This is a genomic window from Magnetospirillum moscoviense (assembly GCF_001650635.1).
GTDB classification, from domain to species: Bacteria; Pseudomonadota; Alphaproteobacteria; order Rhodospirillales; family Magnetospirillaceae; genus Magnetospirillum; species Magnetospirillum moscoviense.
Genome location: NZ_LWQU01000065.1, coordinates 1 through 14,052 on the forward strand (window position 1 = coordinate 1; position 14,052 = coordinate 14,052).

11 protein-coding genes and 1 pseudogene are annotated in these 14,052 nt (G+C 63.9%); 3 read left to right on the top strand and 9 right to left on the bottom strand.

Features of this window, described 5'->3' with window-relative positions; all coding sequences use genetic code 11:
* Nucleotides 1–132: 132 nt before the first annotated feature.
* The 4 genes from A6A05_RS03170 to A6A05_RS03185 form a co-directional block, all read right to left on the bottom strand.
* The gene (locus A6A05_RS03170) at nt 133–2,553 is read right to left on the bottom strand and encodes a PAS domain S-box protein (RefSeq protein ID WP_172822173.1); all 2,421 of its coding nucleotides are present in this window, start codon (nt 2,551–2,553) and stop codon (nt 133–135) included.
* A 167-nt stretch (nt 2,554–2,720) separates the two neighbouring features.
* Nucleotides 2,721–4,709, bottom strand: coding sequence for an acetyl-CoA carboxylase biotin carboxylase subunit (locus tag A6A05_RS03175; RefSeq protein WP_068497395.1), 1,989 nt, complete (start codon nt 4,707–4,709; stop codon nt 2,721–2,723).
* Between the two features lie 14 nt (nt 4,710–4,723).
* Nucleotides 4,724–6,262, bottom strand: coding sequence for an acyl-CoA carboxylase subunit beta (locus A6A05_RS03180; RefSeq protein ID WP_068497396.1), 1,539 nt, complete (start codon nt 6,260–6,262; stop codon nt 4,724–4,726).
* A 265-nt stretch (nt 6,263–6,527) separates the two neighbouring features.
* Nucleotides 6,528–7,250 carry an ATP12 family protein gene (locus tag A6A05_RS03185; protein WP_082910664.1) on the bottom strand — a complete coding sequence of 241 codons (723 nt, stop codon included), beginning with the start codon at nt 7,248–7,250 and terminating at the stop codon, nt 6,528–6,530.
* A gap of 126 nt (nt 7,251–7,376) precedes the next feature.
* Between A6A05_RS03185 and A6A05_RS03190 the strand changes: the two genes are divergently transcribed.
* The 3 genes and pseudogenes from A6A05_RS03190 to A6A05_RS03200 all read left to right on the top strand — a co-directional run bounded on the left by A6A05_RS03190 (nt 7,377) and on the right by A6A05_RS03200 (nt 10,613).
* Nucleotides 7,377–8,738, top strand: coding sequence for a GH1 family beta-glucosidase (locus tag A6A05_RS03190; RefSeq protein WP_082910667.1), 1,362 nt, complete (start codon nt 7,377–7,379; stop codon nt 8,736–8,738).
* A gap of 68 nt (nt 8,739–8,806) precedes the next feature.
* Nucleotides 8,807–9,082 (top strand): annotated as a pseudogene (locus A6A05_RS22060) (pentapeptide repeat-containing protein); the annotation flags it as partial.
* A 379-nt stretch (nt 9,083–9,461) separates the two neighbouring features.
* The gene (locus tag A6A05_RS03200; protein WP_068497400.1) at nt 9,462–10,613 is read left to right on the top strand and encodes a hypothetical protein; all 1,152 of its coding nucleotides are present in this window, start codon (nt 9,462–9,464) and stop codon (nt 10,611–10,613) included.
* Nucleotides 10,614–10,683: 70 nt separating this feature from the next.
* On the opposite strand, the gene rplQ is transcribed toward A6A05_RS03200, so the two are convergent.
* The 5 genes from rplQ to A6A05_RS03225 form a co-directional block, all read right to left on the bottom strand.
* Nucleotides 10,684–11,103 (bottom strand): 50S ribosomal protein L17, encoded by a 420-nt coding sequence (gene rplQ, locus A6A05_RS03205; RefSeq protein ID WP_068497401.1) that lies wholly within the window; start codon nt 11,101–11,103, stop codon nt 10,684–10,686.
* A gap of 149 nt (nt 11,104–11,252) precedes the next feature.
* Nucleotides 11,253–12,269, bottom strand: a complete 1,017-nt coding sequence (locus A6A05_RS03210) for a DNA-directed RNA polymerase subunit alpha (RefSeq protein WP_068497402.1) — start codon at nt 12,267–12,269, stop codon at nt 11,253–11,255.
* A 107-nt stretch (nt 12,270–12,376) separates the two neighbouring features.
* Nucleotides 12,377–12,772 (bottom strand): 30S ribosomal protein S11, encoded by a 396-nt coding sequence (gene rpsK, locus A6A05_RS03215; protein WP_068497404.1) that lies wholly within the window; start codon nt 12,770–12,772, stop codon nt 12,377–12,379.
* A gap of 12 nt (nt 12,773–12,784) precedes the next feature.
* A complete protein-coding gene (rpsM, locus tag A6A05_RS03220; protein ID WP_068497406.1) occupies nt 12,785–13,162 on the bottom strand; it encodes a 30S ribosomal protein S13 in 378 nt (125 codons plus the stop codon).
* A gap of 178 nt (nt 13,163–13,340) precedes the next feature.
* Nucleotides 13,341–14,000, bottom strand: a complete 660-nt coding sequence (locus A6A05_RS03225; protein WP_068497408.1) for an adenylate kinase — start codon at nt 13,998–14,000, stop codon at nt 13,341–13,343.
* Nucleotides 14,001–14,052 lie beyond the last annotated feature (52 nt).

The window sequence follows — 14,052 nt, forward strand, 5'->3', positions numbered from 1 at the left end:
TGCATTGATAGGGGCCGCTGTCCAGGGCCATGCGGATCAGCTCGATATCGGCGGGCTCGTCCTCGACGACCAAAACCTCGAACGGGCGCCCGCGATCATTTTGCTGTTTACCCAACACTTGCTGCCCCATCGTCATGCCCTCTCGCCTGCTCCGGCCTCGGTCGGAAAGGCGACATGGAAGGTGCATCCATCCTGGATGCTTGAAGAAATCCACATGCGCCCGCCGTGATGTTGGGCAATCTTGCGGCAAATCGCAAGGCCGATACCGGTACCCTCGACCTCGCCCTGCGGAACCAAACGCTGGAACACCCGGAACGCACGCTCATGGTCCTTGGGGTCCATACCGCGCCCGTTATCCTTAATCCACAAGATAGTCCATCCATCTGCGATATTCCACCCGACGGAAACACGCAATGGTCGGTCTGGCGCGCGATACTTGATCGCGTTGCCCAGGATGTTGCCGACCAACCGGTTCAATTCCGGTTCGTCGCCTTGGATAGTGGGCAGATCGGGGGCGACCTCGATCCGGCCTCCGACCTCTTCCAGTGTGAAGGCCAAGGTCCGGATCTGCGTCTCCAGCACGGTCTGCAGCGAGACCGGCTCGAACGCGCCCCCGGCCCGGCCGACGCGGGAATAGTCCAACAAGCCAAGGATCAGGGCGTCCATGCGCTTTGCCCCATCGATGGCGAACCCGAAATAGGTTTGGCTTTCCGGGTCCAGCTGATCGCTCAGCTTGCGGGCGATCAGGGTCAGATAGGCGCTGACCATGCGCAAGGGTTGGCGCAAATCGTGGCTGGCGGCATAGGCGAACTCGGCCAGTTCCTCGTTGACCCGGGCCAGTTCGCGGGCCTGGCGATCAAGACGCTGGTTGCCCTCGATCAACTCGGCCTTCATGCGCAATTCGTTACTGATGTCGATGGCCAGACCCAGATAGCCGACGATATCGCCATCGTCGCCGCGCACCGGCGACACCATCAGCGACACCGGGAACCGGGTGCCATCCTTCCTGATATAGGTCCACTCGCCGCTATCATGGCCTTCGCGGTCGGCCCGATGGACGAAGGTGCGAAAGCCGCCATTTCCGGGGGACGTACGCGCTTCCACCTCGGCGGCATCGTGGAACGCCAGGGGCGTGGACCGCCCGACCATCTCGTCGGCGGAATAGCCCAGCATCAGCTCGGCGCCGCGATTGAAGGTGGTGATCAGCCCATCGGGGTCGGTGGCAATGATCGCCACCTGGGTCGCGGCGTCCAGCAGCGACTGCAATCGCTGATTAAGCCGGCGAATGGTTTGTTCGGCGATCATGCGATCGGTGATGTTTTCCTTGACCGCGATATAGCCGGTCATTTGTCCGCGCGCGTCGCGAATGGGCGAGATCTGCGCCTGCTCCCAATAGGTCGAGCCATCCTTGCGCTTGTTCAGGAACACCGTCGACCACGGATCGCCGGCCCGCAAGGTCGCCCACATCGCCCGATATTCCTCATCCGGGGTGTGACCGGACTTCAAGATGCGCGGATTCTCGCCCCGGGCTTCGGTAATGTCGTAGCCGGTGACGCGGGTGAAGGCCGGATTGACGAATTCGATGCGACCGTTGAGGTCGGTGATGACCACCGAGGCGGGGCTTTGCTCCATCGCCAGCACCAGACGGGCGTTTTCCTCGATGGCCGCCTGAGCCTGGCGCAGGCGGTTCTCTCGCCCGGCCGCCAACCACCCCAGCAGGCCCACGCCGATGCAGGTCACCACCAGCACGGCCAGCTCGATCACCGTGCCGCGCCGCCATGACACCAGCACATCGTCCATGTCGCGCGTCAGGAAGATCAGCACCGGATTCGTGCCCCCAGCCATGTAGGTCCGCGTCACGATCAGCTCGTCGCGCCCGTCGGTGGCCGCCTGGGTGCGATGGACGGTCTGGACCTTGCCGCTTGCGACATGGCCGACGAAGGCCTTGCCGTCGGCGACATTCTTGCCGAAGAAGGAAGCGGGGTCGGGATGGCGGGCGATGATGGTGCCCGTGCGGTTCACCAGGGCTGCGCTGCTGCCGTCACCGGGCAAGGATATCCGCTCGGCGACGGCGTTGAAGAATTCCAGATCCAGGGCGGCCACCGCCACCCCGCCCCAACCGCCGTCCGGGCGATCGATCCGCATCGAGACGAAAATCACGTCCGGTCCGCCGTCCATGGTGCGAAGGGGCGCCGTCATGAAGAAGCGCGATGCCGGACCTTGCTCGAGCAACTGCGTGTAATAGGGACGGTGTGAAACGTCGCGACCAACCAGATCGGGCAAGGTCGAGGCGATGACCCGCCCATCGGGGCCGACCAGAAAGGCCTGGCGAACTTCCTTGAAGGGATGGACCAAAGTGCGCAGCCAGGCCGAATCGCCGGCCGCGTTCCCCTGGGCCACGGCTTCAAGCAACCGCTGGACCGCTTGATCGCTTTCGGCCACCTGGGTCTCGGCCGACTGAGCGGCCTGGGTCAGGTGCTGGACCTCGTTCTCGACCGCGCTGTCGTAGGCTTCGTGGATCCGCAAGGCCGACGCGGCCAGCAGCCCCAACATGACCACCATTGCGGCGGCAACAGACCGTTTGGAACTGGAGACGGAAACGAAGGTCATAGGCCTCGGGGCGTAAGTGTCGCTGGCCGATTAGACCACCAAAGGCCCCCGTAAAAAAGGCAAAATCCCCCCGGGAGTTCCCTCCCGAGGGGATTTCTTGTCGTCTGCGATCAGCCGAATTCGATGATCTTCTGATCGACCGCCAGCGACTCGCCGGCCTTGGCGTGGATCTTGGCGACCGTGCCGTCGCGCTCGGCCTTCAGGATGTTTTCCATCTTCATGGCCTCGACGATGGCCAGCGGCTCGCCGGCCTTGACCTCCTGGCCTTCCGTCACCTCGACGGCGCGCAGCAGGCCCGGCATCGGCGACAGCAGGTACTTCGACATGTCCGGCGGCGCCTTGAACGGCATCAGCTTGTTCATGGCCGCCGCATGGCGGGTCAGCACCAGCACCTTGGCGCGGCTGCCGGCGTGGGCCAGCACAAAGGCCACGCCCTCGCGATCGACCTGCACGCAGACCGTCCGGCCATCGACAGTGCCGCGGAACAAGGGCTGGCCCAACTGCCAGTCGGTCTTGACATCGACCACGTCCTTGCCGATGACGATGGCGAAGCCGCCTTCGGCCGGGCGGGCCTCGATCTCGTGATACTGGCCGTTGAACACCACGGTCCAGGCGGTCTGCACCTTGACCTCGTGGCCGGGGAACTGGCCCGAGATCTTGCATTCCCGCGCCGACGAGGCCAGGTTGACCGCCGCTGCCACCGCGATCAGCACGGTCGGATCGTCGGCCGGCAGATCGTCGGCGTGGAAGCCGTTGGCATATTCCTCGGCGATGAAATTGGTGGTCAGCGCGCCCTTGACGAAGCGTTCCTTGCTCATCAGCGAGGCCAGGAACGGAATGTTGTGCGACAGGCCGCGGATGTAATAGGCGTCCAGGGCGTCACGCATATGGGCGATGGCGGCGTCGCGGGTCGGACCATAGGTGATCAGCTTGGCGATCATCGGATCGTAGAACATGCTGATCTCGCCGCCTTCGTAGACGCCGGTATCGACACGCACATGGGCCGATTCGGCCGGCGGCATGTAGCGAGTCAGGCGACCGGTCGAGGGCAGGAAGTTGCGGAACGGGTCTTCCGCATAGACGCGGCTTTCCATCGCCCAGCCGTTCAGCTTGATGTCGTCCTGGCCGAAGGCCAGCTTCTCGCCGGCAGCGACGCGGATCATCTGCTCGACCAGGTCGATGCCGGTGATCATTTCGGTGACCGGGTGCTCGACCTGCAGACGGGTGTTCATTTCCAGGAAGAAGAACTCGCCAGTGGCGCCGCCGACGATGAACTCCACCGTACCGGCCGACTTGTACTGCACGGTGCGGGCCAGGGCGCAGGCCTGCTCGCCCATCGCCTTGCGGGTCTCAGGCGTCAGGAACGGGCTGGGGGCCTCTTCGATCACCTTCTGGTGACGACGCTGGATCGAGCATTCGCGCTCGCCCAGATACAGCACGGTGCCATGGCCGTCGGCCAGAACCTGGATTTCGATGTGGCGCGGCTGCTCGATGAACTTCTCGACGAAGACGCGGTCGTCGGCGAACGAGGCCTTGGCCTCGTTGGTGGCCGAGGTGAAGCCTTCGAAGGCCTCGGCGTCGTTCCAGGCCAGGCGCATGCCCTTGCCGCCACCGCCGGCCGAAGCCTTGATCATCACCGGATAGCCGATCTCGTTGGCGATCTTGACCGCCTCGGCGGCATCCTTGATGACGCCCAGATAGCCGGGCACGGTGTTGACGCCGGCTTCACGGGCCAGCTTCTTCGATTCGATCTTGTCGCCCATGGCGAAGATGGCGTGGGCGTCGGGACCGATGAAGGCGATGCCGGCCTTGGCCAGCGCTTCCTGGAACTCGCGCTTTTCCGACAGGAAGCCGTAACCCGGATGAACCGCCTGGGCGCCGGTCTTGACGCAGGCATCGACGATCTTGTCGATCAGCAGGTACGACTGGGCCGAGGCCGGCGGGCCGATATGCACCGCTTCGTCGGCCATCTGCACATGCAGGGCGTCCTTGTCGGCGTCGGAATAGACGGCCACCGTCTTGATGCCCATCTTGCGGGCGGTCTTGATGACGCGGCAGGCGATTTCGCCGCGATTGGCGATCAGAATCTTGGTGAACATTCTGCCAGCCCCCCTTAGAGCGGGATGTTGCCGTGCTTGCGCACCGGCCGTTCGAGCTTCTTATCCTTCAGCATCGCCAGCGAGCGGCAGATGCGCTTCCTGGTCGAGTGCGGCATGATCACGTCGTCGATGAAGCCGCGATGGCCGGCGACGAAGGGGTTGGCGAACTTCTGACGATATTCCTCGGTCCGCGCCGCGATCTTCTCGGAATCACCGATATCGGTGCGGAAGATGATCTCGACCGCGCCCTTGGGCCCCATCACCGCGATCTCGGCGGTCGGCCAGGCGAAGTTGACGTCGCCTTTCAGGTGCTTCGAGCTCATCACGTCATAGGCACCGCCATAGGCCTTGCGGGTGATGACGGTGATCTTCGGCACGGTGCATTCGGCATAGGCGTACAAAAGCTTGGCGCCATGCTTGATGATGCCGCCATATTCCTGGGCGGTGCCGGGCAGGAAGCCGGGCACATCGACGAAGGTCAGGATCGGAATGTTGAAGGCGTCGCAGAAGCGCACGAAACGGGCGGCCTTGATCGAGCTGGCGATGTCCAGGCAGCCGGCCAGCACCATCGGCTGGTTGGCGACGACACCGACGGTGGCGCCTTCCATGCGGGCGAATCCGACGATGATGTTGCCGGCATAGCCGGGCTGCACCTCGAAGAACTCACCCTCGTCGACGACCTTCAGGATCAGTTCCTTCATGTCGTACGGCTTGTTGGCATTGTCCGGGATCAGGGTGTCCAGGCTCATCTCGATGCGGTCGGGCTGGTCCGCGGTCGGACGCACCGGCGGCTTCTCGCGGTTCGAGCCGGGCAGGAAGTCCATGAAGCGGCGCAGCTGCAGCAGCGCCTCGACATCGTTCTCGAAGGCCAGGTCGGCGACGCCGGACTTGGTCGAGTGGGTGATGGCGCCGCCCAGTTCCTCGGCGGTGACGGTCTCGTGGGTCACGGTCTTGACCACGTCCGGACCGGTCACGAACATGTACGAGCTGTCCTTGACCATGAAGATGAAGTCGGTCATGGCCGGCGAGTAAACCGCGCCGCCGGCGCACGGGCCCATGATCATCGAGATCTGCGGCACCACGCCCGAGGCTTCGACGTTGCGCTGGAACACCTCGGCATAGCCGGCCAGGCTGTCCACGCCTTCCTGGATGCGGGCGCCGCCCGAATCGTTCAGGCCGATCACCGGGGCGCCGACCTGGACCGCCTTGTCCATGATCTTGCAGATCTTCTCGGCGTGGGCCGCCGACAGCGAGCCGCCATGGACGGTGAAATCCTGGCTGAACACGAAGACCAGACGGCCGTTGATGGTGCCGTAGCCGGTGACCACGCCGTCACCGGGGATCAGGTTCTTTTCTTCCGCCATGCCGAAGTCGGTGCAGCGGTGTTCCTTGAACAGATCCCACTCCTCGAAGGAATCGGGGTCCAGCAGCAACTCGACGCGTTCGCGCGCCGTCAGCTTGCCCTTGGAATGCTGCGCGTCGATGCGCTTCTGACCGCCGCCCAGATAGGCGCGGTTCCTCTTTTCTTCGAGCTGGCGAATGATTTCCTGCATCCGGTTCCCCCTCGTGCGGTGGTACCGCACTGGTTAGCGACGTGGGTCGCCCACACTACTGCCTGATCGGCAAAAGCGCGAGCCCCATCGGGCGGCTGTCCCACCCTTCTGGTCAGGGCGGTTGAAATACCATTACTCGTGTGTCGGTGCCACCGAAAAACGGACGGCCGTTCCTCACGTTGTATTGCAGTTTGTAACAAGGCGAATTCGGCAGTTTTCTGCGGATTTCATCGATTTCGCGCGGGATTGGCGCCCCGCAACAATATTACGCGGCCCGACACAGATTCAGCAGCCGTTCGGCCGCCCGCAAATCGGCGCGCAAGGCGGCGCGGCGGTCGGCCGCCTCGTAATCCTCGCCCCATTGCTCGATCTGGAAATCCTCGTCCAGCTGCGATACCGCGAAGGCGGCTTCGGCATCGACGCGGCCGGCGGCCAGGGCCAGGGCCAGCACCAGCGATCCGGTGGCCGCGCAGGCCGATTGGGCGGCGGTCAGCACCCAGACGTCCAACCCGTCCAGATGGGCCTTGAGGGCCGTCAGGGCGGCCGGGGCTTGCGCGATGGCGATCACCCCTTCGGTCACCGTCAGCTCGGCGCCCAGGGCGGTGCGCGCCCAATCCACCAGCGGCTGCCACGACAACGCCTGGCGCTTGACCAGCTCGGGCGGGAAATCGGCGCGATAGCACAACAGGTCGGTACCGGCATAGGCCATCAGCTGGGCGGTGATGGCGCCCCGTTCCGGGCCGACCCGGTCGATGGCGGTGCTGGACAATTGGGTCAGCGGCATGGTGTGCGGCTTGATCTCGGTCTCTTGCGCCTGCCATTCGGCGGCCACCGCCTCGGCCAGGGCCAGGCTCGGCAGTGCCAGCCGGTGGCCCAGGGGGGTCTTGACCGGCTTGCCGTCCAGGTGAATGACGAAACCGCCCTCGCCCGCCACGGCGGCGGCCTGCTTGTAGAAACGCTTGATGCTCTTGCCCAGCACGGGTTCCATCTCCTTGACCGAAACGGGGCCGGATGATGCCACAGGACCGACTTTCCCGCTTGCCAATTTTCCGATCTGCGCGACGATAGAGCCATGAAACTATCCCGCCGCCAATTCCTTGCCGGAGCCGCCGCCATGTCCGCCCTGCCCGCTTCCGCCGCCGCCCCCCTGGATGCCAAACTGTTCCCCAAGGATTTCCTGTGGGGGGCCTCGACCTCGGCCTATCAGATCGAGGGCGCGCTTGATGTCGATGGGCGCGGCAAGGACATCTGGGATACCTATACCGAACAGGGCCGCATCACCGACGGCAGCTCGGCCAAGGTCGCCTGCGACCATTACCACCGCTACAAGGAAGACGTGGCGCTGATGAAGGCGGCCGACTTCAACGCCTATCGCTTCTCGCTGGCCTGGCCGCGCATCGTTCCGGCCGGCACCGGCGCCGTCAATCCCAAGGGCCTGGACTTCTATGACCGCCTGATCGACGAGTTACTGGCCGCCGGCATAAAACCGATGGCCTGCCTGTACCATTGGGACCTGCCGCAGCCGCTGGAGGACAAGGGCGGCTGGCAGGGCCGCGAGGTCACCGGCCCGTTCGGCGATTACGCCACCATCTGCGCCAAGCGCTTCGGCGACCGCGTCGATACCTGGATGATGCTGAACGAACCCAACGTGGTGGCGATCTTCGGCTATGGCCTGACCGACCATGCGCCGGGCCACAATCTGGGCGAGATCGGCATCTTGAAGGCGCTGCACCACCAGAACCTGGCGCAAGGCACCGGACTTCGGGCCATCCGCTCGGTGCTGCCCAAGGCGACCTTGGGCACCGTCACCAATGTCAGCCCGTGCCGGCCGGAAAGCGACAAGCCCGAAGACGTCCGCGCCGCCCTGCTGTGGGACGCCGCCTGGAACCGCGTCACCCTTGACGGCTTGCTGCGCGGCCAGTTGCCCGACATCGTCGCCGACCAGATGCGCCCGTTCGTCCAGGCCGGCGACCTGGAGCTGGCCAAGTTCCCGGTCGACCTGCTGGGCCTGAACTATTACGGCCGCAACACCATGAAGCACGAACCCGGCCGCCCGTTCAACGCCGGCTGGGGCGACCCCAAGGCCGAGCGTTATACCGGCATGGGCTGGCCGGTCCAGCCCGACGGGCTTTACGACATCTTGATGGAGCTGAAGACGCTTTACGGCAATCCGGCGATGTATGTCGCCGAGAACGGCGCCGCCTATGACGACGTCGTCAGCCCCGATGGCGCCGTCCACGATCCCGAGCGCACCTTGTTCATCCAGGAGCACGTCGCCCAGGTGGCCCGCGCGCTGAAGGACGGCGTCAACATGAAGGGCTATCTGGCCTGGAGCCTGTTGGACAATTTCGAATGGGCCTTCGGCCTGTCGAAGCGCTTCGGCATCGTCCGCGTCGATTACGACACCTTGAAGCGCACGCCCAAGGACAGCTACAAATGGTTCGCCAGCTTCATCAAGCAGGCGCGGGGGATTTAGGCTCACCCCCTTGCCGGCACAGGGTTCGTCCCCACCTGACGCTTAACACCCGTCAGAGGGAGCACGCCATGAAAGTGATCATTTGGGCCGCCTTGGTGCTGACCGCCGGTCAGGCCCATGCGGCATGCGAACCTGTGGCGCGCGCCAACCTGAAGGGCTGCGACTTCACCAACGCCAAACTGGAAAACCTGGATCTCAGGGGCGCCAACCTGAGCGGGGCCGACCTGGAAAGCGCCGACTTGACGCGGGCCAACCTGACCGACGCTAAACTATCGGGCGCCTCGGCCCGCTTCGCCCGTTTCGTCTCCGCCGACCTGACCGGGGCCGACTTCACCCATGCCGACATCATCCACGCCGTATGGGACCAGGCCCGCAACGTCCCACCATCGGTGCTGGGGGCGTTGGCAGCCCGGTTCGGGGCCGAGGAACGGCGGTACCGGCGCGTCAAACCGGTCGTGGGCCGAACAGGATCACACCGGCCCCCGTTCAGGCAAAAGGCGACACCGACCAGATCCCAGCGATCCGGCCACGCGCCTTCGACGGCCCACAGCGACAACAGCGATGTCAGGATGTGGATGCCGCTATAGGCCGCATAGGCCCGCCCGGCCTAATCCGTCTTGACCTGGGTGAAGATAGCCGCAGCCGCCATCTCCGGTCCGCATCGGCATCGACGGGCTTCCTGTTCGCGCTTAAACTAATGCACAGTTCTGGGGGAGACGCCGCATGGGTTTAGCGCAAGACATCGAGGACATCCGGGCCGGCATCAAGTCGGGCCGGTTCGCGAACGAGGCTTCGGTCTCACAGGGTATCATCCTGCGGATTCTAAATGCCCTCTCGTGGCCGACCTATGACACACGGGTTGTCTGCCCCGAATACTCCTTGTCGGGCCGCCGCGTGGATTATGCACTGTGCCACCCCGCCAATAAGCCGATCGCCTTCGTGGAGGTCAAGCAGATCGGGCAGAGCGATGGAGCCGAGCGGCAGCTCTTCGAATACGCATTCCATGCCGGAGTCCCGATGGCGATCCTGACAGACGGTCAAGAGTGGAACTTCTTCCTTCCTGCCGAGCAGGGCGACTACGGGGAGCGGCGGGTCTATAAGCTCGACATCGTGGAGCGGGATGTGGATGAGTGCGTCTCGAGGCTCGAACGCTACCTGCGGCACGACGCGATCGCCTCGGGGGCGGCCATCGACGCGGCGCGACAGGACTACCGCAATGTGGCCCGCGAGCGGCAGATCGTCTCCACGCTGCCGTCAGCGTGGGACCGTCTGGTAGAGGACGAGGACGAGATGCTGTTGGAGATCGTCGCCGACAAGGTGGAGAACCTATGCGGCTTCAAGCCGGACCCCGACGCCGTCGCCCGGTTCTTGAAGTCGAGGACCAAGAGCGGCCCTGCCATAGATACCTCACGGCCCCAAGCTCCCCACCCGAAATGCTCGCTACCGGCTGTCCAATTCTCAGTCGCATCGGCCCAGGCTCCAGCATCACGCCCTGATCCGGCGTCAGCGCCGCAGGGAGCGTCTTTCCCTTTGTCGATCGGCTTCGTCCTCGATGGAACACACCATACAGGTCGCAACGCCTGTGATGTGATGATCAAAGCCTTCGAAGCCTTGGCGGCGCGGGACACCTCGTTCCCGGAGCGTTTCGCCGCGCTCCCCAAGCACGGGAGGACTCGCCGCTATATGTCTAAGACTCCTGACGAGCTTTATCCCGGCCGGCCTGACCTTTGCCGGGAGCACTCGACCAAGCTGAAATCTGGTTGGTGGATCAGCACCAACCACAGCCGGGCGACCATTGGCCGAATCATTGAGATGGCCTGCAATGTTGTCGGCTTGCGCTTCGGCTCCGACTTGATCGTCAATCTAGGCGACTAACGGCTGCCGGCGTCGGAACAAAAAAGGGCGCCCGGTCGGGGCGCCCTTTTCATTGGAAACGCGACGAGGATTATTCCTCGGACTCGTCCTTCTTCTCGGCGGTCGGGCCGGAATCCAGGCCCTTGGCGGCCGGATCGCGGTCGACCAGCTCGATGATCGCCATCGGAGCCGAATCGCCATAGCGGAAGCCGGCCTTCAGCACGCGGCAATAGCCGCCCGGACGGCCCTTGTAACGCTCAGCCAGGGTCGAGAACAGCTTGGCCACCACGGCGTCGTCGCGCAGCATGGCGAAGGCGCGGCGGCGGTCGTGCAGGGTGCCGGACTTGCCCAGCGAAATGATCTTCTCGGCGATCGGACGCAGGTCCTTGGCCTTGGGCAGGGTGGTCTTGATCTGCTCGTGCTTCAGCAAAGCCACCACCATGTTGGCGAACATCGCCTTACGGTGGGAGCTGGTGCGGTTGAGCTTACGACCGGACATGCCGTGACGCATCGTTCTCTCCTTTGGCTTGGTCTCGCGGCGCGAGAACCGATTTCACCCCGACACCGCCCCCGAAACCCGGAGTACGGCGCGGTCGGGCCTGACTGGCCCTAAAGCTCAACCCCTCCCCCGGTCCGGGGGAGGGGTTGGATTGGCGAACCTCAGTAGGGCTCTTCCAACTTCTTGGCCAGGTCCTCGATGTTCTCGGGCGGCCAGTTGGTGATTTCCATACCCAGGTGCAGACCCATGGTCGACAACACCTCCTTGATCTCGTTCAAGGACTTGCGGCCGAAGTTCGGGGTGCGCAGCATCTCGGCCTCGGTCTTCTGGACCAGATCGCCGATATAGATGATGTTGTCGTTCTTCAAGCAATTGGCCGAACGGACCGACAGCTCGAGCTCGTCAACCTTGCGCAGCAGGTTCTTGTTGAAGGGCAGTTCGTCCTTGCGCTCTTCCTCGACCACCGCGCTGGGCTCGTCGAAGTTGATGAACAGCTGCAGCTGGTCTTGCAGGATGCGGGCCGCCAGGGCGACCGCGTCGTCGGGACGGACGGCGCCATTGGTCTCGACCACCATCGACAGCTTGTCGTAGTCGGTGACCTGACCGACGCGGGTGTTCTCGACCTTGTAGGCGACCTTCTTGACCGGCGAGAAGATGGCATCGATCGGGATCAGACCGATCGGCGCGTCCTCGGCACGGTTCTGCGAGGCGGGCACATAACCCTTGCCGGTCTCGACCGTGAACTCGATGTTCAGCTTGGCGCCCTCGTCCATGGTGCACAGCACCAGGTCGGGGTCCATGATCTCGATGTCGTGACCGACCTCGATCATCCCGGCGGTGACTTCACCCGGGCCGGTGGCCTTCAGGTGCATCCGCTTCGGACCTTCGCCATGCATGCGCAGGCCAAGGTTCTTGATGTTGAGGATGATGTCGGTGACGTCTTCGCGCACACCCGGCACCGACGAGAATTCATGCAGAACCCCGTCGATCTGGATGGCGGTGACCGCCGCGCCCTGCAGGGACGACAGCAGAACACGACGCAGGCTGTTGCCAAGGGTCATGCCGAAGCCGCGTTCCAGCGGTTCGGCGACGACGGTAGCGACGCGGGCAGCGTCGGCCCCGGGCTCGACTTGGAGCTTCGAGGGCTTGATCAGTTCCTGCCAGTTCTTCTGAATCACGAGCGTGACCTCATGCTAGGAACAAAACGATGGACCGAAACGGCAAGGACCGCCGCCATCCCCGGCCCTTTGGGGAAGGCGACGGCATTGCCAGAACGGGCCTCCGATCAGACGCGACGACGCTTGCGCGGACGGCAGCCGTTGTGCGGGATCGGGGTGACGTCGCGGATCGAGGTGATGGCGAAACCAGCGGCCTGCAGCGCGCGCAGAGCGCTCTCGCGGCCGGCACCGGGGCCCTTCACTTCGACTTCCAGGGTGCGCATGCCGTGCTCTGCCGCCTTGCGGGCAGCGTCCTCGGCAGCCACCTGGGCGGCATAGGGGGTCGACTTGCGCGAGCCCTTGAAGCCCTGCATGCCCGAAGACGACCACGAGATCGTGTTGCCCTGGGCGTCGGTGATGGTGATCATGGTGTTGTTGAACGTGGAATTCACGTGGGCAACACCCGAGGTGATGTTCTTACGCTCGCGACGACGAGGACGCGCGGTAGCAGCAGGCTTGGCCATCTGAGGTGATCCTTACTTCGTGGCTTTCTTCTTACCGGCGATCGGCTTGGCCGGGCCCTTGCGGGTGCGCGCATTGGTATGCGTGCGCTGCCCACGGACCGGCAGGCCGCGACGATGCCGCAGGCCGCGATAGCAGCCCAGGTCCATCAGACGCTTGATGTTCATCGCCACTTCGCGACGCAGATCACCTTCGACCTGAAAGTCGCGGTCGATCATTTCGCGGATCTTCAGGACTTCGTCGTCGGTCAGCTGATTGACACGGCGCTCGGCGGGGATCCCCAGCTTGACGCAAATGTCGGCAGCCTTGCTGCGGCCAATGCCATGAATATAGGTCAGCGCGATGGTGACGCGCTTATTGGTCGGAATGTTGACGCCAGCGATACGGGCCAAAGCTGGTTACTCCTTAAGTCAAGGTGATCCGGGCCAGGCTTGGTGCCACAACCCACTCCAACAAAAAAGACCACACCACACCGAGCCCAGCCCGGCATGGGGGAAAGCGAAGGTGCGCGATTATAGGGGGAATCGACCAAGAGTCAACCGGGACTCTTGAACCATTCCCCCTTAAATCTTATTGGCCCCGCACCGGGTCCAGCAGGGCTTCCAGCGAACGGGTGACCGCGGAAATATCCTGGGTCCCGTCCACCAACATGTAGACACCCTGCTTGTCGTAATAAGGCAGCAGGGGAGCGGTCTGCTCGTGATAGGCGGCCAGTCGCTTGTTGACCGTCTCGGCATTGTCGTCGGCACGGCGGACGAATTCGGTCGAACCGCAGCTGTCGCAGACACCATCGGCCTTCGGCCGCTGGAACTTGTCATGATAGCCGGCGCCACACTTGCCGCAGGTGAAGCGGCCGGTGATGCGTTCGACGATCGGCGCGTCAGGGACGCGGATTTCGATGGCGAAGTCGAGCTTGCGCTTCTTCCTCACCAGCATCTTGTCCAACGCCTCGGCCTGGGCGACCGTGCGCGGGAAACCGTCAAAAATGACACCATTCAAGGTGTCGGGCTGATCGAGGCGCTCGTCGATGATGGCGATGACGATGTCATCGGACACCAGCTGGCCGGCATCCATGACGGATTTCGCCTTCTTGCCGACCTCCGAGCCCGACGCCACCGCCGCACGCAGCATGTCGCCGGTGGACAGTTGAATCAGGCCATACCGATCTTGCAAGCGCTTGGCTTGCGTACCCTTGCCGCCACCGGGCGGCCCCAACAGGACCAGGTTCATTTTTGCTGTTCTCCCCTTTATCCCGCGGCTGCCCATGTCACGTTATTAGGGG

What these genes read in the sequence shown, in the direction of transcription:
- A6A05_RS03170 (WP_172822173.1), bottom strand. Translation starts at nt 2,553, where the DNA reads ATGTTGGGGCTGCTGGCCGCGTCGGCCTTGCGGATCCACGAAGCCTAC.
- A6A05_RS03175 (WP_068497395.1), bottom strand. Translation starts at nt 4,709, where the DNA reads ATGTTCACCAAGATTCTGATCGCCAATCGCGGCGAAATCGCCTGCCGC.
- A6A05_RS03180 (WP_068497396.1), bottom strand. Translation starts at nt 6,262, where the DNA reads ATGCAGGAAATCATTCGCCAGCTCGAAGAAAAGAGGAACCGCGCCTAT.
- A6A05_RS03185 (WP_082910664.1), bottom strand. Translation starts at nt 7,250, where the DNA reads ATGGAACCCGTGCTGGGCAAGAGCATCAAGCGTTTCTACAAGCAGGCC.
- A6A05_RS03190 (WP_082910667.1), top strand. Translation starts at nt 7,377, where the DNA reads ATGTCCGCCCTGCCCGCTTCCGCCGCCGCCCCCCTGGATGCCAAACTG.
- A6A05_RS03200 (WP_068497400.1), top strand. Translation starts at nt 9,462, where the DNA reads ATGGGTTTAGCGCAAGACATCGAGGACATCCGGGCCGGCATCAAGTCG.
- rplQ (WP_068497401.1), bottom strand. Translation starts at nt 11,103, where the DNA reads ATGCGTCACGGCATGTCCGGTCGTAAGCTCAACCGCACCAGCTCCCAC.
- rpsK (WP_068497404.1), bottom strand. Translation starts at nt 12,772, where the DNA reads ATGGCCAAGCCTGCTGCTACCGCGCGTCCTCGTCGTCGCGAGCGTAAG.
- A6A05_RS03225 (WP_068497408.1), bottom strand. Translation starts at nt 14,000, where the DNA reads ATGAACCTGGTCCTGTTGGGGCCGCCCGGTGGCGGCAAGGGTACGCAA.